The sequence below is a fragment of the Plantactinospora sp. WMMC1484 genome, assembly GCF_049315195.1.
Lineage (GTDB): Bacteria > Actinomycetota > Actinomycetes > Mycobacteriales > Micromonosporaceae > Plantactinospora.
In genome coordinates this window covers 5,104,364-5,125,545 of the sequence record NZ_CP186055.1, presented here as the reverse complement: position 1 = coordinate 5,125,545, position 21,182 = coordinate 5,104,364, and the positions used below count along the sequence as shown (strand labels likewise).

The following is a 21,182-nucleotide window of genomic DNA, read 5'->3' as shown; positions in this document are numbered from 1 at the left end:
GGTCCCGCGTCAACGGCAGGACCTGAGTGCCGCCCCGGTCAGCGCTCCGGGAGCCGGCGGTAGACGGAGACGTGGGACCGGGACTCGGCGGTGAAGTCGGTGCCGGCCCAGTCGGCGTGCCTGGTCTCCAGTTCGAGCCCGGCCAGTTGGGCCATGAGGTCCAGTTCGGCCGGCCAGATGTAGCGGTGCGGGCTGCGGAACACCTGCGCCTGCCGGCTGTCGTCGAAGCCGAAGTGGTGCGACACCACCTGCTGGCGCAGCGGGTCGTAGGTGTCCAGGCCGATGTAGCCGGGCCCGGTTCCGAAGACCACCGCCGACTGGCCGGGCGGAAGCTTGCGCAGCTCGGGCACCCAGAGTTCGATGACGAACCGGCCGCCGGGCAGCAGGTGACGGGCGGCGTTGCGGAAGCACGCGACCTGCTCGGCCTGGGTGAGCAGGTTGGAGATCGTGTTGTAGACCAGGTAGACGAGCGGGTACGCCCCCGGAGCGGTGGCGGTCGCCATGTCGCCGATGATCACGGGGATCGTCGACTCGTCGGCCTTCCTCCGCAGCTGCTCGACCATCGGCCGGGACAGTTCGATGCCGGTGACCGGCACGCCGCGTGCGGCGAGCGGGACGGCGATCCGGCCGGTCCCGATGGCGAACTCCAGTGCCGGGCCGCCGCCGGCGAGTCCGGCGAGGCGCTCCACCGCCGGCTCCAGCACCTCGGGGGCGAACATGCCGGTGCCCGGGGTGTCGTAGCGCTCGGCGGCCTCGGCGTCCCAGATCTCCTCCTGTCGCATGCCGCCCACGATCGCGACCCCGCCGGCCCGGTGTCCAACGAATATCGGCGGGAACCCGGGAGACCTGGCGTCACGCCGGTCGGGTCGCTGGACCGGGACGGTGGCCCGGTGATCGCGCGGCGACGAAGACAAACTCCCGACCCGGGCGATCGGCTGCCTCCCGTACGTCGAGAACCCGGTAGCCGGTGCCGGACAGGCTCGATTCGACCTCGTCGCGGCCCCGGAACCGCAGGGTGGAGTCCGACGTGACGACCGCACCGTCGGTCAGGAACCGGTAGGTGTACCGGAAGGAGACGAAGGGCGGGCTGACGTCGGTGACCTCGAGACGGCGTTCCACCGGCCCGGTGCCGGGAATGTCGACGGTGATCGGCTCGGTCTCCGCCGCCCACTCCTGCCAGGCGCGACGTTCTGGCCGCCTGGTCTCGAAGACGAGATGGCCGTCCGGGCGAAGCGCGGCGTGGATGCCCCGGAGCGTCCGCACCCAGTCGCCGTCGGTCAGGAATACCTGGGCGACGTTGCCGGTCATCGTCACCAGGTCAACGTCGAGCGCCGGCACCGCCGCGGCGTCACCGTGGATCCAGCGGATCCTCCCCGCCGGATCCTTGCGCCTCGCGACCGCCAGCGACGCTTCGGCCGGGTCGACGCCCACCACCGTACGGCCGCTGCCGGCGAGCAGTATCGCCAGGGATCCGGTCCCGCAACCGACGTCGAGCACGACGTTCGCGGCCACCTCGTCGGCGATCGCGAGATAGGCGCCCAGGTCGTCGCGCTCGCCGTCGAAGGCGTCGTAGAGGGGTGCGAGACGCGGGTGGGCGAAGATCGCATCGGGCACCAGATGACCGTAGCCACCGTCGACCACCGCGGCGACGGGATTTGGTGCGGGGCCGGACCGGCACCCGATGCGCAACCGGACCGGCACCCCAGGATTCCGGACCAGCCGAGGGCCGGGACCTCGACGCCGCCGGTCCGGCCGGGGACCGTCAGGCGCATGCATTCCTCGACATCCTCCGCTGCCCGCAGTGGCACGTCGCACCGGTCGGTGATCCCGCACCGCTGGCCGAGTGCGCTCGGGCTGGCCGCCGCCGTCATCGTCCTCGCCACCGGGCCGGATCGGCAGACCGTGGCGATCACCGTCGGCGCGGCGGCCCTCTGCTATCTCGGTGCCGCCGCGTTGGCCCGGCCCTGGGTCGCCTGGGCCGCGGTCCCCGGCTTCAGCGTGGTGATGGTCGCCAGCGCACTGTTCGAGCTGCCCTGGTGGGTCGTCGCCGGCGTCGCCGCGGCCGTCCTGGTGGTCGTGGGTCTGGCCGGCCGGGTGTCGTACCCGCTCCTCGGTGCGCAGACGGCGGCGGTGGCCGCCTACGGCGGGCTCGCGGTGACCGGTCTCCTCCTCGCCCCGCGCGTCGGCGCGGTACTGGTCGGCCTGGTGCTCGCGGCCCACGCCATCTGGGACGCCGTCCACTTCCGGCGCAACGCCGTGGTCCCGCAGTCACTGGCGGAGGCCTGCATGCTGCTGGACGTGCCGCTCGGCCTCGGCTTCCTGGTCCTCGCGGCGCTCGGATGACCGCCGGCGGCCGGCGCGCCGTTCGCCCGCTCGGCTCGGGGATCGCCGCCGGTCGGGCCCGGTCGCGAAACTCGCCCGGTAGCGCGACGGGGTGACACCGTACCGGTCGACGAAGGCCTGCCGGAGCGCCTCGGCCGAGGTGAAGCCGCAGCGGGCGGCGACCCGGGCGAGCGGCAGCCGGCTCGACACCAGCAACTGGGCCGCCGCTTCCAGGCGCACCGTCCGGACGTACCGGGCCGGGGTCTGCCCCAGGTGTGCGACGAAGAGCCGGGTGAGGTGCCGTTCGCTCACCGACGCCCGGGCTGCCAGCGCGGCAAGGCCGAGGTCGGCGTCGGGTGTCCCGCGGATCAGCGCGACGAGGTCGCGGACCAGATCGTCGTCGGGTGCCGGCGCCGCGAGGAACATGCTCATCTGGGCCTGGTTGCCCGGCCGTTGCAGGTACGTCACCAGCCCGCGCGCCACGTGCCGGGCCACCTCGCCGCCGAGGTCCTCCTCGACGAAGGCCAACGCCAGGTCGAGGGCGCTGGTGACCCCGGCGGCGGTGGAGACGTCCCCCTCCCGCAGGTAGATAGGCGCCGGATCGACCTCGACGGCGGGGTACCGGGCGGCGAACAGGTCGGCGAACATCCAGTGCGTGGTGGCCCGGCGACCGTCCAGCAGTCCCGTCGCGGCGAGGATCCAGGCGCCGGTGCAGACCGAGGCGATCCGCCGGGTCTCCCGGGCCAGCCGTCGTACGTGCGCGACCAGCCGATCGTCCTCGGCGGCGTCCACCGCTCCCTCCCCACCGGCGACGATGATGGTGTCGATCGGGCCGCGCAGCCGCTCGATCGGTGCCTGCGCATTCAGGACCAGCCCGGACTGGCAGGGCATCGGCTGCCCGCCGGGCGACACGACCAGGATCCGGTAGTGCCGGCCGGCCCGGTTCGCGTAGTCGAAGGTGCTGGTCAGGCAGGCGATGTCCAGCAGTTCGGCGCCGGGATAGCCGACGACCACGATGGTCCTCGGCCCCTCCGCCGGCAGGCTCACAACCTCCCCCGGTGGGCCGTCCGTGGCCGGCGGACGACTGCCGCCATCGACCGCTGTCATGCCGTTCCGCGTTTCCCCGGCGTTCACGGTCACCAGCTTGCCGCATCGGCGCCCTCCGGAACATAGCCGGCGTGGTCGTCGTCGACGGCCCGGCAGCGGAGGTAGGTGTCCAGCGCGGCGGCGCCGGTGAGCATGGCGCGGCCGCGGGCCGAGAGGCGGGCGTGCCAGTCGCGCAGCATCGACTCCAGGGGTGCGACGCCTCCGGCGGAGCGAACCTGGTCGATCAGCGGGGCGATCTGCTCCAGCAGGTAGCCACCCCGCCTGAGCTGGTGGGCCAGCCGGACGTCCCGTACGTCGGCCGCACCGTAGACCCGGTAGCCCGTCTGCGGATCGCGGCGCGGCCGGACCAGCCCGGCGTTCTCCCACTTGCGCAGGGTGGCGGGGCGGATGCCGAGCCGCCTGGCCAGCGGGCCGATGAACGTGTCGCCGCCGCGTGCCCGCTCGCCGCGTGCCTGGGGCACACGCGCCAGGTCGCGGAGCGCGGCTTCGACGGACTGGAGGGTGCCGCGGTCGTCGAGGAGCTGGCCGTGGCTGGTGTCGATGAGCCGCAGCGCATCCTCGGTGGCGCCCCGGTTGACGGCCTGCATGATCGACGTGGCCGTCCGGTGCCCGTGCCCGGGCACGAGCGCCAGGAACGCGCGCAGCGCCTGCGCGTGCAGTGGCGTGTAGGTGCGGTAGCCGTGGCGAGTGCGTGCGGCGGCGGGCAGGATGCCGGCGTCCTCGTAGTTCCTGACCGCCTGGGTGGAAAGGCCGTGCTCGCGCGCCAGGTCCACCGGCCTCATGGATACACCACCGATTGAAGGTCCATCGCGCTCGGAGCGGAGATTTTCCGGAAAACTTTACACCGTTGGTTCAACGATAGCGTTGACAGCATGGATATCAGGGACACGGCCCGGCCGCTCGACGGCGCGGGTGTTTCGACGTTGCTGGAGTCGCTTCCCGCCCGCCCCCTGCTGCTCGGCCTGGGCGAGGCCCGGCACTTCGTCGGGGAACTGGGCGAGCTGCGCAACGAGATCTTCCGGTATCTGGTCGAGCACGAGGGCTACCGGTCGTTCGCCATCGAGAGCGACTGTCTGAGGGGCCTCGCGGTGGACGACTACCTCACGACCGGCGCGGGCACGCTCGACGACGTCATGGAACGCGGCTTCAGCCACGGCTTCGGCACCTCACCGGCCAACCGCGACCTGGTGCGCTGGATGCGGGCGTACAACGAGGACCATGACGAGAAGCTACGGTTCTTCGGGTTCGACGGCCCGCTGGAGTACTGGGCGGCGAGCCCGCGCGAGGCACTCACCGGCCTCCACGCCCTCCTCGACGGCCCGCTTCCCCGGACCGTGGTGACCAGCGAGACCCTCGACGCGTTGCTGGGCCCGGACGACCGGTGGTCGAACGAGGCCACGGCGACGGATCCGTCCCGGTCGATCGGCCGCTCCGCCGACGCCCAGCGACTGCGACTCGTCGCCGACGACCTGGTGGCGCTGCTCGACACGCAGGCGCCCCAGCTGAGCGCGGCCGACCGGGAGCGGGCGGCGCTGTACGGCCGCACCGCCACCGGCCTGCTCCGCTACCACTACTGGATGGCCGACGCGTCCCCGGCGCGCTGGACCCGACTGTCGGCGCTGCGGGACGCGATGATGGCCGCCAACCTGTGTGCCGTCGCCGCGCACGGCCCGGCCCTGGTCTACGCCGCCAACCTGCACCTGCAACGGCACAGGAGCGTCATGCCCTTCGGTGACCAGCGGCTGGAGTGGTGGAGCGCGGGAGCGATCGCCGCGACGCAACTGGGCGACCGCTACGCCTTCCTGGCCTCCGCCCTCGGCACGACCGGCGACGACATCCCGTCCCCGGACACGGTCGAGGGCATCCTCTGCACGCTTCCGTGGGACCGTTCTCTCGTCGACGCCCGCCGCCTGGCCCGGGCCGTCACCACACCCGCCCCGCGCGTCTCCGACGACTTCGCCTATTTCCCCCTGGACCCGGCCCAGCTCGACATGATCGACGGCGTCGTCTTCCTCAAACAGGTCGTCAGGCTGGGGCGACCGGGCTGACACCCGGGCGCGACGCCGAGGCGGGGCCGGCGGCCGGCCGGTAGGAGCGAAACGACTCCAGCCCGCGCAGGCGCCGATCCCGTGCTGTCAGCCGCGCCGCCGGGCCCGGGCCGACCAGATGACGTACGCGGGATCGCGGTCGAGGTTGTGCCGGTCCCGGTCGTAGCGGCGGGTCGTGCGCGGGTCCGCGTGTCCCATCGCATCCTGCACGTCCTCCAGGGACACCCCTTCGGCTCGGGCGGTGGTGGCGAACGCGTGCCGCAGCGAGTGCGGTGACAGCATCGCCCAGGCCTGGATGCCGGCTGCCCGGGCCAGCCGACGGACCAGCCGGAACACCGCATTGCGGTCCAGCCGGGCACCGGTCGCAGTGACCAGCAGCGGACCGGTCAACTCCGGTACGCCCAGCCCCTGGGCGGCGGCCCGGGCGGCCAGATAGGCGTCCAGGGCGTACCCGGTGCCGGGGGTGAGGGCGCGGCGCCGGACCTTGCCTCCCTTGCCGACGAAGCGGATGCTGCGATGCCCACGCTCGGTTCCCAGGTCGGTCAGGTCGAGCGAGATCAGCTCGCCGACCCGCAGCCCCAGATCGGCCAGCAGTGCGATGGTGGCCCGGTTCCGGATGGCGGTCGGTCCGGTGTCGGCCTCGGCCGCGGCCACCAGCGCATCGACCTCGTCGGCGGTCAACCCGACGGTGGCGGAGTGGTCGCGGTCGACCCGCGGGCGGTCGGCGGCGGCCACCGGATTGGCGTCGACGGCGCGCAGCTTGACCAGGAACTCGTACCAACTGGACAGGGCGGAGAGCCGGCGGGCGACCGTCGCCGGGGTCAGCGGGCGGCCGCTGCGGGCTCCCAGCGTCGCCTCCAACTGCCGGGCGTACGCGTTGACGTCGAGGAACGTGGCCCGCAGCGGATCGACGTCCCGGCTCCCGCACCAGTTCAGCCAGCCGGCGACGTCCCGCCGGTACGCGTCCCGGGTGTAGGCGGAGAGCCGCCGGTTCTCCAGCCAGGCTTCGGTGAAGTCGACGAATCCGGCGGCCGCCAGCGCGGGGCTGCTCGACCGGCGGGGCACGACCTCGGAAGACGGCATGCGAGAAAGCCTCTCAGGTGATGTGCGGCCTCGCGCCGAGGCGCGCCCGGACAGGTGCCCGATATCCTCCCGACGTGCTCTCCCAGATCAGGGGCCTGTCCCGCCATTTCTCCGAGGAGACGCTCCGGACGTACCTGCTGGACCGCTCGACGCGCAGCCAGGACGGCTGCCTCGTCGTGCGTGGGTACGGCGGCCGGCGCGGTGTGCCGCAGAAGGTGGCGGGTCGGGCCTGGGCGCACATCGCCGCCTATGTTGTCTTTGTCGGCAACTACGATCCCGAGTTGGACGTCGTGCACGTCTGCGGTGTGCCGGACTGCATCGAGCCGACCCACCTCCGCCAGGTCGGTCATGCCGAGAACTGCCGCGGCCGCAGACAGCAACCTCGGTGCCGCAACGGACACGACCGGGAGATGGACGCCCGCACCGGCCGCTACCGCAGGGTCTGCCGGCGCTGCAACGCCGACGCGCAGAAGCGGTGGCGCGAACGGCAGGCCCGGCAGGTTGCCGAGGGCCGCGCCAGCTACGGCCGCGCACCGGATTGACGCCGACCGCCGATCCGGCGGTCAGGTGGCCGAGGGGCTGGTCTCGACGCGCTACTCAGTGATACCGTGTAGTGGTACTCGGTGGTACGAGGTACCAGAAGGGTCGACGAGGAGCCGCGATGGAGGATCTGACGGAGATGCTGAAGGGCACGCTCGAGGGCTGCGTGCTCGAGATCATCGGCGGCGAGGAGACCTACGGGTACGCCATCACCCGCCGCCTGAACGAGCTCGGCTTCGCCGATGTCGTCGAGGGGACGGTCTACACCATCCTGTTGCGGCTGGAGAAGAACGGACTCGTCCAGGTGACGAAACGACCATCCGAGGTGGGCCCGCCGCGCAAGTTCTACGCGCTCAACGACGCGGGGCGCGAGGAACTCGCAACATTCTGGGCGAAATGGCAGTACGTCTCAACACGCATCAACAGGCTCAGGGAGGGCAGGCGATGAACTTCTGGGAGCGGATCACGGGCAGCGATCTCACCAGGGAATGGAAGGCGTTCGAAGCCCGGGCGGCGGCATTGCCGGCCGACTACCAGGCGGCGTGGGGGCAGATCGTCAGCCACCTCTTCCCGTACGGAGACTTCACCGGGCGCAACCTGATGCCGATCCTCGACGCTGCCCTGGGGCTGCTCGAAGAAGCATCGGCGGACGGGCAGAGCATCCACGACGTGTTCGGCGACGACATCCCGGGCTTCTGCACGGCGCTGGCCGGCGGGAAGGGGGCCCGGACCTATCGCGACCGGTGGCGCGAGCAGTTGAACAGAAACGTCGCAAGAAAACTGGGCCGGCTGGGAGGCTGACGTGGGCATCCAGGACATCATCGAGGGCAAGAAGCAGTGGCGGGCGCACGTGGCCCGGGTCAAGGCGCTCCCGCCGGACTACCAGATCGTCTACAAGGAGATGCAGAGATACCTGTTCAAGGTCGGCCCGGTCGACCTGGTTGACGGCGGCCTGCTCCCCGGGATCGTCGACTTCTTCGAGGAGGGCGTCGCGGCCGGCAAGGGGGTTCTGCAACTCATCGGCAACGACGTCGCCGCCTTCTGCGACGACCTGGTCAAGGACTCGCGCACCTATGCGGACGTCTACCAGGAGTCCATCAGCGGAAGCGCCGGCACGGACGAGAAGTAACACCCACCGCCCATCATCTCGGCGGGGCGCAACCCGCAAAGATCCGGCAGGCTGCCGGCCCTGAGGCGGCAGTCCGAGTGGCCAGCGCCCCCCGCTCGGCCCGGTGCAGCAAGAAGCGCACGTGCGGGTCGAGCCGCCGACGGCCAAGGCGGCTCGACCCGCACGGTACGGCAGCGCATCAGCAGCGCGCCGCCCGGCTCGCTGGCGGCAACGAGGATGAAGTCTTACACCATCCTCATGCCTTACGCCCAAGAACTGTCATTAGGATGTACTCCGCGCAAGGGGCTCCTCAGTCCGGCTTCTCCTGCGTTTTGGCCGATTATCGGAATACCGGTATTAGTAATACGATAATTGTTGCGCATGTTTGGTGAGGTTGCGCCAAGCGCACAAGGTGGAGCTGCGGCCCCGCCGGGCCGGCCGAGGAGCCGGCCGCCACGTCCGGCCGGGCCTACGGCCGGCTGGTGCAGCCGGCTGTGGTGCCTCATCGACAGAAGGCGCTGCCAGCCTGAGTACGGCTGCGTCTAGCTCTAGCACGTCGGATGGTCGGCCTGCTGCCGGTGAGGGGTGCTGCCCAGACCCTGTGAGATCGGGGCGTTGGTAAGAACCCGCCAAGGAGGAGGCACAACGACAAGGGGGGAATCTCCTCGCCGAGCCCCCAATACTGGGCTCCGGTTGCGTCTACAGCGAGGACAACTACCCGGACCCCGATTACGAATGGTCCGGCTGCTACAAGTTCTACGACGTCCAGGCGTCAGATCCCGATGCCTGGTACGGCGCAGGCTCCGGGACGGCACGCGGCTGGGGCACCGGGGTGCTCGGCGGCGGCAAGGAGCTGACCAAGGGTTACACCGAGATCACCTACACCGTGCAGCTCTGTGACGACGGCTGGGACGTGACGTGGGGCCGGTCGAACCACAAGGTGGAATGGCACGGTGGCAGCGCTGGCGGCGATGACGACCTCCGCGTCGCGTCAGGCGCCAGCACCTTCAGAGCCCCGTGGACGAGACCAGCAGCGTCTGGCTGAACTACCGCATCGGCTGGCAATACGCCTGCTTCTGCTGACACAAACGACATCAGGTCCCTGCGGCGGCCACCGGCCGCCGCAGGGACCTTCAACCGGAATAATTGGGCATATGCGCTCTCGAATCCTCCTGGTCGCCGCAGCAGCACTATCAGCCCTGCAAGGCTGCACAGCAGCGGAACCATCAGCCCCGGAGCACCACCCGCCAGCCGTCGGGCAGCCCGTCGTGCTGGACACACGCGCACGTTGGGAGACCTCCGCCTGGTTGGCGGCCCAGGGCTCGTTCTGCGTACGCGCCGCCCACACAGGCGGGCACAGGGATGACCGGGTAACCGAGACGATCTTCTGCGACCCGGCGCCAGCGGCTCTGGACACCATCGGTCCACCACTACTGCCCGACAAGCCGCAGCCCTACACCCTGCCCCCGGACCCGCAGGAGCAGGAGATCATCCTGGTCGGAACTGTACGCGGCGGCATCACCAGCGTCTCTGTGACCATGTTCGGTCAGACCGCCACAAGCACCGTTCACCCGCTACCTGCGACCGGTGACCGCCGGGTCGGCGCCTACGCGGTGTGGCTTCCCCGTAGCGGCCCCGAACGCGACGGCATGAAACTCGCCGACATCACTGCCGTCATCGGCCGCGACGCCGCCGGAAGCATCGTCGCTCAACTGTGACTGGAGGGCGGCCTCGGCCGGGAACGGCCGCTCCCGCTACTCGATCTCCCATCTTCGTCCGCCCCTGCCGCCCACTGCGCCAAGTACCGACGAAGATTCAGCGCCGCAGACCTCTGAAGATCACAAGCGCGGACGCGGAGACGCTGGATCTCGCAGGATGAGCGCCGCATCTGAGGTCGGGGACTCCGTTCAGCCCAGATACCTCCGCTGGGGCTGCTCCTACCTCGTTGATGGCCGGCGTCGGCACCGTTCGCTCCCCTTCGCCCCGGGATTCGTGGCGCCAGGTCACGTCCGCATCTGATGATCTGCCAAGGCAATCCTCAGACGTTCCTCAAGTCTCCCTTGCCGCGTTCGCCCATACTTTCCCCCGTCACAGCCCCGTGACACGAATAGAGGGCGACTCCAGTGAATGGAACATTACGGACACCGAGATCGGCTGCTGGGGTGGCGACCATTGGGCGCAGACGACCGCCCCGAAAGGGTTGACCGGCACGACAGTGGCCGCGATCACCGCTGGCAGCCACTTCACCCTGGCACTGACCTCCGACGGCAGCATCACCGCCTGGGGCGCCGACAGCGCGGGGCAGGCGACCGGCCCGACCGCCAGTGGGGTTGTCCGGATCGACGCCAGTTACGACAACTCGCTGCTCCTCCACCATCCGGTCGGGCCAACGTCGTAGTCCGCCGTACTCTCCACGGCCCCGATCATTCGGGATCGACGTGACCCAATCTGTATGACGCAAAGGAAAGGAATTTTCAGTGAAGGTGACAATCGGGCCACCGGGTGCCGGCGCCGCGAACCGGTCGCTCCGGGTGCTGCGGGCGACCGTGGCCACGGCGGCCAGCGCGCTGGTCATGGTCGGGGGGACCGCGGTGGCCACGGCGGCGCCGGTCGGCGTCCCACCCTCGGGAGTCGGCGGCACCGTCGCCGGCTGGGGCTCCGACTCCTCCGGGTAGTCGATCGTTCCGCAGTCGCTGACCGGCAAGACCGTGACCGCGATCGCTGCCGGCTCCAACCACTCGCTGGCGCCGACCGCAGACGGCACCATCACCGGCTGGGGCTACAACGGCTATGGGCAGAGGGACGTTCCGGATTCGCTGACCGGCAAGCGGGTGACCGCCGTTGCCGCCTCCGGCGCACACTCGCTGGCGCTGACCGACGACGGCACCGTCACGGCCTGGGGCTGGGACCAATACGGGCAGGCGACCGTCCCGGCATCACTCGCCGGCAAGAGGGTCACCGCGATCGCCGCCGGCAACGACTACTCGCTGGCGCCCGCGACGGCCAACCTGATCACCACCCGCACAGATCCGCTCCGACGGGGGGCGCCGGTCTCCGGACCGGCGCACCCCCCCGTGTCGTCAGCGGGCCCGGGACAGAATCCGCTGGCCGAGCAGGGTCACGTGGATCAGGTCGGCGGCCTCGCAAGGTGTCTACCTGGGGAGCGCCGCCGACAGCAACGAACCGCCCGAGGCAGCCCAGGACCACGAACCGCCCGCAGGCCCTGTTCGGCAGAACGTCACCCAGAGCTTACGGATCTCTGACGGAGCCCAGCAATTCGCGCTGATCCCCGCCCACCTCGCCACCGCCTAGGGTTGGCGGCACGGCGCTACGACTTGTTCAGGTGAACGTCAAGGCTCGGGACGACTCGGCCCTGGGCCGGTTCTGGGCGGAGGCGCTCGGCTGGAACCTTTCCAGCTCGGGCGCCGGTGCGACAAGCGTTGCGCCGGTGGGCTTCGTCTGGACGGACCCCGACGCCGCCGTCTGCCTCGATGTCATCGCCGTCCCGGACCCCGAAACAGTGCAGACCCGCGTGCACATCGATCTCGCCGCCACCTCCGCGGCCCATCAGACGGAGTTGGTCGCGCACCTGAAGGAGCTCGGCGCGACACCCGCCGATGTGGGCCAGGCCGATGTCCCGTGGATCGTCCTCGCCGACCCGGAGGGCAACGAGTTCTGCGTCCTCGCCCCGACCTGACGGGATCCTGCACCGAGACCGTCCGGGCCGGCGCCTACTCTCCCCGGTGTACGGTCACCGTCCCGGCCGCACCGTCGATCGTGACGAGCTGACCGGAACTGATCGTCTCCGTGGCGCCGGGCACGCAGATGACGGCGGGGATGCCGTACTCGCGGGCCACGGTCGGGCCGTGTGCCATCGGCGCGCCGGTCTCGGTGACCAGTCCCGCAGCGGTGAGGAAGAGCGGCGTCCAGCCGGGGTCGGTGGTCGGGGCGACCAGGATCTCGCCGGGCTCGACGTGCGCGGTCGCCGGGTCGCGTACGACCCGGGCCGGGCCGGTCGCCGTGCCGGGTGCCGCGCCGACGCCGCGCAGCGCCCCGGCCGGCGTGGGCCGGCCGGCCGCGAGCAGGGCCTCGACGTCGGTGCCGTCGGAGAGCAGCGCGACCGGTACGTGCCGGCGGCGCCGCTCCCGCCGGTACTCGGCGCGGCGGGCGGCGACCAGGTCCCGCTGGTCGGTACCGGCGAGCGCGGCGCGCGCCTCGGCGAGGGTGAGGAACATGATGTCGTCGGCCTGCGCCAGCCGGCCGTCGTCGGCGAGTTCGGCCCCGACCAGCAGGAGTTGCCGGCGACTCTCCCGCAGCGGGTACAGCCCGGCGAACTTGCCGGCCTCGCGCAGCCCGGCCAGCAGCCTCGCCCGGCGGAGCAGGAACCCGGCGATCCGGCCCCGGACGGGGCGCTGCCGGCGTGCCCGCCGGACCAGCTCGTCGAGGTGCGTCTCGGCCTGCGCGGCGGCCCTGGCGAAGCGCCGGTCGGGGGCCTGCTCGGGGTCGGTGACCCGCAGGTAGTTCGCGATCGCGGCGAAGACCGGCGCCGGATCCTCGGCCCAGCGGGGCATCCCGAGGTCGACCTCGGCGGCGGCCCGGTGCCCGTACGTGTCGAGGAACGCCGCGAGGCCGATGTCCGGCAGGGTGCCGGCCCGGTACCGTGCGGCGAGGTCGTCCGGGGGCGTGGTCAGCAGCAGTTCCCGGTGTGTGGCGGCCCGCGCGGCGACCCGCCACAACGCCAGGTCCATCTCGATGGTGACGTTGTGCGGCATCCCGGCCAGCACGGTGTGGATCTCGGACTGGCTGGCGATCCCCCGAAGCAGCCCGGCCGGGAGCGCGGCGGTGAGCATGCCGGCGACGATCGGCCAGACGATCCGGTCGTAGCGGGTGGAGACGTCCTGTGCCTCGACGAAGTCCAGCCGCTGCCCGGCGGTACGCAGCCCGGCCGGCCCGGCGGCGGCCCGCTCCCGGAGCCGGTCGATCTCCTCGAAGAGCCGGATCCGGGCCCTCTCGGGCCGGGCCAGCGCGGCCACGATCCCGGCGGCCGCACGTGGCGCGGTGCGCAGTGCGGGGCCGAGCGCGTGGGCGGTGCCGGCCCGGCCACCGGGTACGGGTGCGAACCGGGGGTCGCTCAGGATGTGCTCCACCACCGCCTGGGCGCGGGGTCCGAAGTCGACCGCCATCAGCTTCACCAGCCGCTTGCGGGTGGTCGGGTGGCGCACCAGGTCGGTGAGGTCGCCGTAGAGCCGGCCGCCGACGTCGACGATCTCGGCCCGGATCCCGAACGAGGCGAGCATGCCGGCGATCGTCGCCTTCAGCGTCGACATCCCCATCGGGGTGACCGGCGCGAGCATGCCCTGCACGTGGCCGAACTCCAGGTAGAGCCGCGGCTGCGGCCGGTCGGTCTCCGGCGGCAGCGGGAACAGCGTCGTGATCGGCCGGGACTGCAGCAGCCAGAGGACACCGTCGGCGTCGTACGCCCACTCGATGTCCTGCGGGTGGCCGAAGTGTGCCTGGATCCGTTCGCCGGCGGCGCGCAACTCGGCCAGTTGGGTCGGGGTGAGGCAGCCCCGGTCGTCGTGCCCGGCGCCGTCGAGCAGGTAGTGGTCGGCTGCCACGGTGCCGTCGACCACGGCGGTGCCGGGCCCGGGTGCGGCGTCGACGACCATCTCGGTACGGCGGCCGGTGAGCGGGTTGGCGGTGAACAGCACTCCGGCGACGGTGGCGTCGACCATGCGCTGCACCACCACCGCCATCCGGACGGCCCCCTGGTCGATCTCGTTGGCGTCCCGGTAGGCGACGGCCCGCACGCTGTGCAGCGAGCCCCAGCACTTGGCGACGGCGTCGAGCAGCTCGTCGGCGCCGGTGACGCCGAGGAAGCTCTCCTGCTGGCCGGCGAAGCTCGCCTGCGGCAGGTCCTCCGCCGTCGCGCTGGACCGGACCGCGACCGGTCCCCCGCCCAGCGCCCGGTACGCCGCCACGACCTCGGCCTCGGGGACCTCCCCCAGGTCGTAGGCGGCGGTGGTCAGGCAGAAGCCGTCCGGCACCCGCTCGCCGATCCTGATCAGTTCACCGAGCCCGGTGGCCTTGCCGCCGACGAGTTCCGTCATGCCGGCCGACGTCGCGGCCAGCGGGATCACGTTCACCTCGGGCACCTCTCCACCTCGGGACCACCTCATTCCAATACGACTGAAATGTAAACGGTGCGGCACTCCCATGTCAATACGACTGCAATGTAAAGTGGCGGGGTGCCCCGGAGAGCCGACCACCTCGCCCGCCGCCGGCAGCTCGCCGACGCCCTGCTGCGGCTCGCCGCCAGCCAGGGCCTGGAGGCCGTCAGCCTCCGGCACGTCGCGGCCGAGGCAGGCGTCTCGACCGGCATGGTGCAGCACTACTTCCGCACCAAGGACGAGATGATGCTCTTCGCCCTCGACGTGGTGATGCGCAACGCCGAGGAGCGGATCGGGGCCGTGATCGCCGCCGCCGGCCGGACCCTGACCCCCGCCGAGCTGGTCCGTACCCTGATGATCGAGATCCTGCCGCTGGACGAGACCCGGCGTCGGGAGGGCCACGTCATCCTCGCGTTCCTCGCCTACGCCGCCGTGAAGCCGCAGATCGCCGACGGGCTGCACCGCGACGCCGACCAGATGCGGAGCTTCGTCGCCGACCAGATCCGTGCGACCCAGGCCACGGCCGCCACCGCACCCCGGATCGATCCCGCGCACGCCGCCACCACCCTGCTCGCCCTCGTCGACGGGCTCGGCATCCAGCTGCTCGGGCGGCACCACCCCCCGGAGGAGGCGGTGGCCGCCCTCGACGCCCACCTCGACCTGCTCTTCGGCGTCCCGGCCGGCCGGTGACCGCAGCCGCACCGTCGGCGGATGACCGCAGCGTCCCGGCCGGCCGGTGACCGTTCCGGGTCAGGTCCGGGTCAGGTCCGGACGCAGAGATAACTGGCGTACGTGGCCGGATCCCGGCTCGCCGTCACCGCCACGATCCGGAAGCCGGCCCTGGCCAGCATCGGTTCGAGCAGCCAGCTGAAGGTGCTGTGTTCCTCGCGGACGTGGGTGGCGAGCTCCGCCCGGGTCCAGCCGTCGGCGGTGGAGGCGGACGCCCCCGACAGCCAGGTCTCGACCTGCTCCCCCAGCTGCGCCGGATCGAAGCTGTAGATCAGGTCGCGCAGCAGCAGGACCCCGCCGGGCCGCAGCATCCCGGCGACCCGGGTCAGCGCGACCGCCTTCCAGAGATCCGGCACCTGGTGCAGCGCGTGCCGGCTGTGCACGACGTCGGCCGGCGGCCCCTGGTGCGCGTAGCTGAGAAACCCGGCCCGGACGACCTCGACGTTGGCCAGTCCGGCCCGGTCGGCACCGGCCCGCAGCCGGGCCAGCATCGCCGCCGAGACGTCCACCGCGACGACCCGCCGGCACCGTGGCGCGGCGGCCAGGGCGAGCCGGCCGGTGCCGGCACCGAGGTCGACAAGCGTGGCGTCGGCGTCCAGCCCGTGCCGGCGGAGCAGGTCGAGGTCGGGCTGCGGATCGTGCCCGGCCTTGCGGTCGTAGCCGTCGACGTACGCCGGGTCGAGGTGTTCCGGGCCGGCGTGGACGAGTTCGTCGGGCCACCAGTCGGGTTGCTGCGCCGACATCCGTCCTCCCTGTCTGGTCGCGCCCCGACCGGCCCTGCCTCGCGGCCGTCGTCGGGCGCGCGCCAGTATCACCCGCCCGGCCCGGGACCGGCACCGCATTTACCTCCGCCGGCCCGCACTAGACTTCCCCGGCGATGGACGCGCAGACCCCCACCCCGGCCTCGGAACCCTCGACGGAGAGCCGACCGTGTGCCCACTGTGGACGGCCGGTGCCGCAGCGGGCCGCAGCGGGACGGCCGTTCCGGTACTGCCGCGACAACGACGGCGCCTGCCAGCGGGCCTCCCGCAACCAGCGGATGCGGCACCGCAACGCCCCCGGGCTGGCCGGCCAGGTGGCCCGCGCCTGGGAGGTGGTCGACCGGCTCGACCAGGTCACCGACGCGCTCGCCGAGGCGCTGCACGCCGAGCTGTCGCCGGCCGGAGTGGAACGCCGGCTCGCCGAGATCCGCGCCGAGGCCGCCACCCAGATCGCGGCGGCGCAGACCGAACGCGACGAGGCGCGCCGGGAGGTGGAGGCGGCGGCGGCCACGCTGCACCAGGCGCAGCAGGCGGCGACCGCGGCCGTCGCCGACCGGGCCGCCGCCCGGGAGGAGTCCGACCGGGCCGCCATTACCGCCGAGCAGGCCCGCGCCGAGACCGCCGCCGCCGTCGCCGCCCGGGACGCGGCGCAGCAGGCGGAGAGCGCGGCGGTCGCGCTGCGTACCCAGGCGGAACAGGACCGTGACGCGGCCCGCAACGAGCTGCGGGCGCTGCGTGCCGAGGCGGACGCCGACCGGCGGCGGCTGGCCGAGCTGACCCGGGAGCACGCCGACCTGGTCCGGGACCGGAACGCCGCCCGGACCGAGGCCGCCCAGGCCGCCCGGTCCGCCGCCGAGGCCCGCGGCGAGGCGGAACGGTTCCGCGCCGAGGCGACCCGGTCCCGGTCCGCCGGGCAGGCCGCCGCGCAGGAGACGCTCCGGGCCCGTGCCGAGGCCGAGCGGGCCACGGCAGACGTCGCCGAGGCCCGCGCCGCGACCGCCGCCACCACCGGCGAGTTGGAGCGGGTGCGGGCCGAGCTGCAGGCCGCGCGGGACGCCTCGGCCACCGCCGAGGCCCGGCTCACCGAGTCGGCGGTACGCCTGGCGACGGCCGAAGCCGAACGCGACGCGGCCCGGGAGCGGGCCGGTCAGCTCTCCACCCAGGTCAGCGACCTCGCCGCCGCCCTGGCCGGCCTCGGCGCCCGGGCCGCCGCCGCGATCCCACCGCCACGGCCGCGCAACGCGCCCGGCGACGTCGACGGTGGCGGTCGGCCTGCCGGACCGGCCCCGCCCGGCGCGGCAGACCGGAGCAACACGACATGACCCGACAATTCGCCGGCGCCAGGAGTGATACCGATCACGGGCGACGAGATCCGGCTACGCTCGGAGCGTTTGACCACTTGTAGGTTTGACCGCTTGCACGTTCGACCGCCTGTACGTTTTCTGCCGGCGGGCGGGAATCGCCCACCTGGCACCTGTCGTTACACCGATAAGAACCACCATCACGACCGAGGGGAAAGCCGATCATGGGCGAGCGCATGCTGCGCGGGAGCCGTCTGGGAGCAGTCAGCTACGAGTCCGACCGCAACACCGAGCTTGCCCCGCGACAGACCCGAGAGTACCTCTGCGCCAAGGGCCACCAGTTCGAGGTGCCCTTCGCCGTCGATGCCGAAGTGCCGATGACCTGGGAATGCAAGTTCGACGGCAGTGTCGCCCGGCTGGTCGACGGCAGTGAGCCCGAGCAGAAGAAGGCCAAGCCGCCGCGTACCCACTGGGACATGCTGCTGGAGCGACGCTCGATCGCCGAACTGGAGAGCATCCTCGCCGAACGGCTCGAAGAGGTGCGGACCCGGCGCGGTCGGGCCTGACCCGACCGGCGCAGCAGATCGTCACTCCGCCCCCACGGCGACGCCGTGGGGGCGGAGTCGTCTCGACCGTCACCCGTGCCGGCACCCGCCCGCGAGCCGGGATCACTGCGGTCGCGGCTCCACGATCTCACCCTCGATCGCCGACGCCGGCCCGCTGCCGCCGGCCGGCCCGGTGGTCGGCCCGGTGGTCGGCCCGGCCGTCGGCCCGGCCGTCGGCGCCGCACCATCGCCCGGACCGGCGTCCGGGCGCGGCTCGCCCCGGCGCACCCGCACCCGGCGCGGACCGAAGAAGTCCCCGGCAACCTGGGCGGAGACCCGGCGCTCGGCCACCCGCTGCACCTGGCCCCGGACCAGCCGCCGCACCAGCGGCGCCGTCAGCAGCAGCCCGGCCGCCCCGGTGACCAGGCCGGGCATGGCGAGCAACAGGCCGGCGAGCAGCCCGACCAGCCCGTCACTGACCTCACGGCCCGGCGGGCGGCCGCTCTCCACGGCGGCCCGCAGGCTCCGCCAGGCCCGCATCCCCTCCCGACGCAGCAGCGCCAGCCCCAGCAGCGAGGCCGCCAGCACCAGCAGCACCGTCCAGCCGAACCCGATCGCGCGGCCGAGCAGCACGAAGAGGGCAATCTCCACGATCCCGGTCAGCAGTAGTGCCAGCGGCACGAATCTCAATCCTCGGCGCATGTCACCCCATCCGGACGTCGGGTCCACCAACCCCGCCCATCCAGCATGACACGCCACCGGTCACGGCCACCGGACCCGCTCGTCACCGACGCCGTCGCGCCGCCCACGACCCGGCGCCACCCGCCGATCCGTCACCGACCAGAGCGTGACCCGCCACAACGCCTCACCGATGATCACCGGGCTCATCTTGCTGGTCCCGCGCTCCCGCTCGGCGAACGTGATCGGCACCTCCACCGTCCGTAGCCCGGCCCGGTGCGCCCGCCAGGAGAGCTCCACCTGGAACGAGTACCCCTGCGAGGCGACCGAGTCGAGGTCCAGCCGGGCCAGCGCCGGCACCCGGTACACCCGGAACCCGCCGGTCGCGTCCGACAGCGGCATCCCCAACGCCACCCGGGTGTAGAGGTTGCCGCCCCGGGACAGCAGCTGCCGGTGCCACGGCCAGTTCACCACCTGACCGCCCGACGTCCAGCGGGAGCCGATCACCACGTCGGCGTCCCGGGCCGCGTCCAGCAGCCGGGGCAGCTCCTCCGGCGCGTGCGAGCCGTCCGCGTCCATCTCCACCACGGCGTCGTAGCCCCGTTCGGCCGCCCAGCCGAACCCTGCCACGTACGCCGCGCCGAGCCCCTGCTTACCGGCCCGGTGCAGGACGTGCACCCCGGGATCCTCCCGTGCCAGCCGGTCCGCGACCGCACCCGTGCCGTCCGGGCTGTTGTCGTCGACGACCAGGATCTCCACCGGCGGCACCGCCCGGCGGACCCGGTCGGCGATCACCGGAAGGTTGTCGGCCTCGTTGTAGGTGGGCACCACCACCAGCACCCGGCCCACCCCCGGGTAGCCGCCCGCGTGCTCCTCCGGCGCGAACCGGTCCTCCGCCGCAGATCCTGCATTCACCGCTCCTCCGCATCCGCCGGGTCGCCGGCCGTCGCCGTACCGACCCCGGGAAGCGGACGCCGCCGGACCAGCGTCGCGGCGGCCAGCGCCGCCACGGCCATCGCCAGCAGCGCCAGCTCCGGCCACACACCGACCCGGGTGGCGACCGTACGGGTCTCCCCGAGGTGCATCTGCCGGGTCACCACCGCCCTGGTGTTGAACCCGGTCGCCCCGGTTACCCGCCCATCGGCCCCGACGAACCCGGAAACGCCGACGGTCGAGGCCATCAACGACTCCCGGCCGTGCTCGACCGCCCGCAGCCGCACCATCGCCAACTGCTGCTCGGCCTCGGCCACGTTGAAGGTCGCGTTGTTGGTCTGCACCACCAGCACCTGCGCCCCACCGGTCACGGTGTCCCGGACCACCCCGTCGTAGGCGACCTCGAAACAGATCACGTCGCCGAGGGTCACCCCGCCGACCCGCAGCACCCCCGGTTCGGTGCCGGCGACGAAGTCGTTGCGGATCCGGTCGACCTCCTTGCTGACCATCCGGGCGATCCCGCGTAGCGGCACGTACTCGGCGAACGGCACCGGATGCCGCTTGACGTACTGCTGCGACCCGTCCAGGCCGGTCTGCGGCAGCCACACCAGCCCCGCGTTGCGCACCTGCCCCTCGCCCGGCCCGAGCAGCACCGCGCCGACCAGGATCGGCGCCCCGATCGCGTCCGCCGCCGCCGAGATCGCCCGCCCCGCCGACGCGCTGCGGGTCGGGTCCACGTCGCTGGAGTTCTCCGGCCAGACCACCAGGTCGGGCTGCTCCGCCTCGCCGGCCGCGACCTGGCGGGCCAGCGCGATCGTGGCGTTGACATGGTTGTCCAGCACCGCCTGCCGCTGCGCGTTGAAGTCCAGCCCCATCCGGGGCACGTTGCCCTGCACGATCGCCACCTGCGCGGTGCCGCCGTCCGGGCCGGCGGCGCCCACCGGCACCAGCAGCCCCAGCAGCGCCAACGCGACCGCACCGGCAACGAACGCGACCCCGCGCAGCCGGCCGGCCACCGGCAGCCGCCGCCACGGCCGCCACACCGCCACCACCAGCAGCCCGCCGACGACCGCCACCCCGAAGGTGACCAGCGGCGCACCCCCGTACGCGGCCAGCCGCAGCATCGGCGAGTCACCCTGGCTGAACGCCAACCGCCCCCACGGGAACCCACCGAACGGCGTCCGGTCCCGCAGCGCCTCCTGCGCCACCCACAACACCCCGCTGACCAGCGGCCACGACCACCGCCAGCGGTCGACCAGCGGGCTGGTCAGCGCCACACCCAGTCCCAACAGCCCCAGATAGGTCGCCTGCAAACCGGACAACAGCAGCCACGGCAGGTTCCCGGTGTAGAGGTTCGTCCAACTCAACATCGGCAGGAACAGCACCAACCCGGCGACCGTGCCGAGGCCGAACCCGGCACGCAGCCGCCGCCGGTGCACCGCCACCGCCAGCAGCGCCACCCCGACCGGTGCCAGCCACCACACCCCGTACGGCGGGAACGCCAGCAGCAGCGCCACCCCGGCGAGCGCCGCCGCCGGCAGCGCCAGCCTCAACGGCACCGCCCGGCCGGCCGGCGCGGCGGGCCGACCACCACCCTCGACGGCGCCCGTCGTCCCGGCCGTGTCCACCACTGTCACGCGCGCCTCACGTCTCCTCGATGCCCACCGGCAGCGCCGGCGGCGGGGCGGACCCGCCTGCGCCACGAAGGCTACCGGCCCGGACCGCCGGGCCGGGACGGCCGGGAAACGAAAATCGGGGCGCGGCTTGTCGCCGCGCCCCGATGCTCCCAGGCCCTCCCCGGCCGGTGCGGTAGGGCACCGCAGCACGACCTTCGGACCGACCGGACGCGAACTGGCT

At 72.6% G+C, this 21,182-nt stretch carries 24 protein-coding genes; 14 read left to right on the top strand and 10 right to left on the bottom strand.

Features of this window, described 5'->3' with window-relative positions; genetic code table 11:
* Positions 1-38: 38 nt before the first annotated feature.
* A complete protein-coding gene (locus tag ACN28C_RS22455) occupies positions 39-782 on the bottom strand; it encodes a class I SAM-dependent DNA methyltransferase (RefSeq protein WP_422769501.1) in 744 nt (247 codons plus the stop codon).
* 70 nt (positions 783-852) lie between these two features.
* Positions 853-1,614: a class I SAM-dependent methyltransferase gene (locus tag ACN28C_RS22450; RefSeq protein ID WP_422769500.1), complete on the bottom strand. Its 762-nt coding sequence runs from the start codon at positions 1,612-1,614 to the stop codon at positions 853-855.
* Between the two features lie 156 nt (positions 1,615-1,770).
* On the opposite strand from ACN28C_RS22450, the gene ACN28C_RS22445 reads away from it, so the two are divergent.
* Positions 1,771-2,343 (top strand): hypothetical protein, encoded by a 573-nt coding sequence (locus ACN28C_RS22445; RefSeq protein WP_422769499.1) that lies wholly within the window; start codon positions 1,771-1,773, stop codon positions 2,341-2,343.
* On the opposite strand, the gene ACN28C_RS22440 is transcribed toward ACN28C_RS22445, so the two are convergent.
* Together ACN28C_RS22440 and ACN28C_RS22435 are read right to left on the bottom strand one after the other, a co-directional pair.
* Positions 2,269-3,369: a GlxA family transcriptional regulator gene (locus ACN28C_RS22440; RefSeq protein WP_422769498.1), complete on the bottom strand. Its 1,101-nt coding sequence runs from the start codon at positions 3,367-3,369 to the stop codon at positions 2,269-2,271. The genes ACN28C_RS22445 and ACN28C_RS22440 overlap by 75 nt on opposite strands.
* Positions 3,370-3,458: 89 nt before the next feature.
* Entirely contained in the window at positions 3,459-4,211 is a 753-nt protein-coding gene (locus tag ACN28C_RS22435; RefSeq protein ID WP_422769497.1) for a TioE family transcriptional regulator, read from the bottom strand.
* Between the two features lie 90 nt (positions 4,212-4,301).
* Here ACN28C_RS22435 and ACN28C_RS22430 point away from each other — a divergent pair, with 90 nt between their 5' ends.
* Entirely contained in the window at positions 4,302-5,477 is a 1,176-nt protein-coding gene (locus ACN28C_RS22430) for an erythromycin esterase family protein (protein WP_422769496.1), read from the top strand.
* 87 nt (positions 5,478-5,564) lie between these two features.
* Here ACN28C_RS22430 and ACN28C_RS22425 read toward each other — a convergent pair whose 3' ends face one another.
* Positions 5,565-6,560: a tyrosine-type recombinase/integrase gene (locus ACN28C_RS22425; RefSeq protein WP_422769495.1), complete on the bottom strand. Its 996-nt coding sequence runs from the start codon at positions 6,558-6,560 to the stop codon at positions 5,565-5,567.
* Between the two features lie 74 nt (positions 6,561-6,634).
* Between ACN28C_RS22425 and ACN28C_RS22420 the strand changes: the two genes are divergently transcribed.
* The 9 genes from ACN28C_RS22420 (at position 6,635) to ACN28C_RS22380 (ending at position 11,905) form a co-directional block, all read left to right on the top strand.
* The gene (locus ACN28C_RS22420; RefSeq protein ID WP_422769494.1) at positions 6,635-7,102 is read left to right on the top strand and encodes an HNH endonuclease; all 468 of its coding nucleotides are present in this window, start codon (positions 6,635-6,637) and stop codon (positions 7,100-7,102) included.
* A gap of 119 nt (positions 7,103-7,221) precedes the next feature.
* Complete coding sequence (locus ACN28C_RS22415; RefSeq protein WP_422769493.1) at positions 7,222-7,548, top strand: PadR family transcriptional regulator; 327 nt, start codon at positions 7,222-7,224, stop codon at positions 7,546-7,548.
* Complete coding sequence (locus ACN28C_RS22410) at positions 7,497-7,901, top strand: DUF1048 domain-containing protein (protein WP_422769492.1); 405 nt, start codon at positions 7,497-7,499, stop codon at positions 7,899-7,901. The genes ACN28C_RS22415 and ACN28C_RS22410 overlap by 52 nt, the downstream gene beginning before the upstream one ends.
* A 1-nt stretch (position 7,902) precedes the next feature.
* A complete protein-coding gene (locus ACN28C_RS22405; RefSeq protein ID WP_422769491.1) occupies positions 7,903-8,229 on the top strand; it encodes a DUF1048 domain-containing protein in 327 nt (108 codons plus the stop codon).
* A gap of 1,247 nt (positions 8,230-9,476) precedes the next feature.
* The gene (locus ACN28C_RS22400) at positions 9,477-9,926 is read left to right on the top strand and encodes a hypothetical protein (protein ID WP_422769490.1); all 450 of its coding nucleotides are present in this window, start codon (positions 9,477-9,479) and stop codon (positions 9,924-9,926) included.
* 482 nt (positions 9,927-10,408) lie between these two features.
* Positions 10,409-10,606, top strand: coding sequence for an RCC1-like domain-containing protein (locus ACN28C_RS22395; protein WP_422769489.1), 198 nt, complete (start codon positions 10,409-10,411; stop codon positions 10,604-10,606).
* Between the two features lie 79 nt (positions 10,607-10,685).
* Complete coding sequence (locus tag ACN28C_RS22390; protein WP_422769488.1) at positions 10,686-10,883, top strand: hypothetical protein; 198 nt, start codon at positions 10,686-10,688, stop codon at positions 10,881-10,883.
* A 33-nt stretch (positions 10,884-10,916) separates the two neighbouring features.
* Entirely contained in the window at positions 10,917-11,471 is a 555-nt protein-coding gene (locus tag ACN28C_RS22385) for a hypothetical protein (protein WP_422769487.1), read from the top strand.
* 80 nt (positions 11,472-11,551) lie between these two features.
* A complete protein-coding gene (locus ACN28C_RS22380; protein ID WP_422769486.1) occupies positions 11,552-11,905 on the top strand; it encodes a VOC family protein in 354 nt (117 codons plus the stop codon).
* A gap of 34 nt (positions 11,906-11,939) precedes the next feature.
* On the opposite strand, the gene ACN28C_RS22375 is transcribed toward ACN28C_RS22380, so the two are convergent.
* On the bottom strand, positions 11,940-14,363 hold the full coding sequence (locus ACN28C_RS22375) for a PEP/pyruvate-binding domain-containing protein (protein WP_422769485.1): 2,424 nt from the start codon (positions 14,361-14,363) through the stop codon (positions 11,940-11,942).
* A 93-nt stretch (positions 14,364-14,456) separates the two neighbouring features.
* Between ACN28C_RS22375 and ACN28C_RS22370 the strand changes: the two genes are divergently transcribed.
* Complete coding sequence (locus tag ACN28C_RS22370; protein WP_422769484.1) at positions 14,457-15,068, top strand: TetR/AcrR family transcriptional regulator; 612 nt, start codon at positions 14,457-14,459, stop codon at positions 15,066-15,068.
* 71 nt (positions 15,069-15,139) lie between these two features.
* Here the strand turns inward: ACN28C_RS22370 and ACN28C_RS22365 are convergent, their stop codons facing one another.
* Complete coding sequence (locus ACN28C_RS22365; RefSeq protein ID WP_422769483.1) at positions 15,140-15,850, bottom strand: class I SAM-dependent methyltransferase; 711 nt, start codon at positions 15,848-15,850, stop codon at positions 15,140-15,142.
* Between the two features lie 134 nt (positions 15,851-15,984).
* Here ACN28C_RS22365 and ACN28C_RS22360 point away from each other — a divergent pair, with 134 nt between their 5' ends.
* Both ACN28C_RS22360 and ACN28C_RS22355 read left to right on the top strand, forming a co-directional pair.
* On the top strand, positions 15,985-17,190 hold the full coding sequence (locus ACN28C_RS22360) for a hypothetical protein (protein ID WP_422769482.1): 1,206 nt from the start codon (positions 15,985-15,987) through the stop codon (positions 17,188-17,190).
* A 203-nt stretch (positions 17,191-17,393) separates the two neighbouring features.
* The gene (locus ACN28C_RS22355; RefSeq protein ID WP_101366032.1) at positions 17,394-17,735 is read left to right on the top strand and encodes an RNA polymerase-binding protein RbpA; all 342 of its coding nucleotides are present in this window, start codon (positions 17,394-17,396) and stop codon (positions 17,733-17,735) included.
* A gap of 102 nt (positions 17,736-17,837) precedes the next feature.
* On the opposite strand, the gene ACN28C_RS22350 is transcribed toward ACN28C_RS22355, so the two are convergent.
* Genes ACN28C_RS22350 through lnt form a run of 3 tightly spaced genes read right to left on the bottom strand, consistent with a single transcriptional unit; the run spans position 17,838 to position 20,962 of the window.
* Complete coding sequence (locus ACN28C_RS22350; protein ID WP_422769481.1) at positions 17,838-18,416, bottom strand: FxsA family protein; 579 nt, start codon at positions 18,414-18,416, stop codon at positions 17,838-17,840.
* 60 nt (positions 18,417-18,476) lie between these two features.
* Complete coding sequence (locus ACN28C_RS22345; protein ID WP_422769480.1) at positions 18,477-19,307, bottom strand: polyprenol monophosphomannose synthase; 831 nt, start codon at positions 19,305-19,307, stop codon at positions 18,477-18,479.
* The gene (lnt, locus tag ACN28C_RS22340) at positions 19,304-20,962 is read right to left on the bottom strand and encodes an apolipoprotein N-acyltransferase (RefSeq protein ID WP_422769479.1); all 1,659 of its coding nucleotides are present in this window, start codon (positions 20,960-20,962) and stop codon (positions 19,304-19,306) included. Before lnt ends, ACN28C_RS22345 begins: the two co-directional genes overlap by 4 nt.
* Positions 20,963-21,182: the final 220 nt, after the last annotated feature.

Coding starts and splice junctions, on each gene's coding strand:
- ACN28C_RS22455 (WP_422769501.1), bottom strand. CDS start 782: ATGCGACAGGAGGAGATCTGGGACGCCGAGGCCGCCGAGCGCTACGAC.
- ACN28C_RS22445 (WP_422769499.1), top strand. CDS start 1,771: ATGCATTCCTCGACATCCTCCGCTGCCCGCAGTGGCACGTCGCACCGG.
- ACN28C_RS22435 (WP_422769497.1), bottom strand. CDS start 4,211: ATGAGGCCGGTGGACCTGGCGCGCGAGCACGGCCTTTCCACCCAGGCG.
- ACN28C_RS22430 (WP_422769496.1), top strand. CDS start 4,302: ATGGATATCAGGGACACGGCCCGGCCGCTCGACGGCGCGGGTGTTTCG.
- ACN28C_RS22425 (WP_422769495.1), bottom strand. CDS start 6,560: ATGCCGTCTTCCGAGGTCGTGCCCCGCCGGTCGAGCAGCCCCGCGCTG.
- ACN28C_RS22415 (WP_422769493.1), top strand. CDS start 7,222: ATGGAGGATCTGACGGAGATGCTGAAGGGCACGCTCGAGGGCTGCGTG.
- ACN28C_RS22410 (WP_422769492.1), top strand. CDS start 7,497: ATGGCAGTACGTCTCAACACGCATCAACAGGCTCAGGGAGGGCAGGCG.
- ACN28C_RS22365 (WP_422769483.1), bottom strand. CDS start 15,850: ATGTCGGCGCAGCAACCCGACTGGTGGCCCGACGAACTCGTCCACGCC.
- ACN28C_RS22360 (WP_422769482.1), top strand. CDS start 15,985: ATGGACGCGCAGACCCCCACCCCGGCCTCGGAACCCTCGACGGAGAGC.
- ACN28C_RS22355 (WP_101366032.1), top strand. CDS start 17,394: ATGGGCGAGCGCATGCTGCGCGGGAGCCGTCTGGGAGCAGTCAGCTAC.
- ACN28C_RS22350 (WP_422769481.1), bottom strand. CDS start 18,416: ATGCGCCGAGGATTGAGATTCGTGCCGCTGGCACTACTGCTGACCGGG.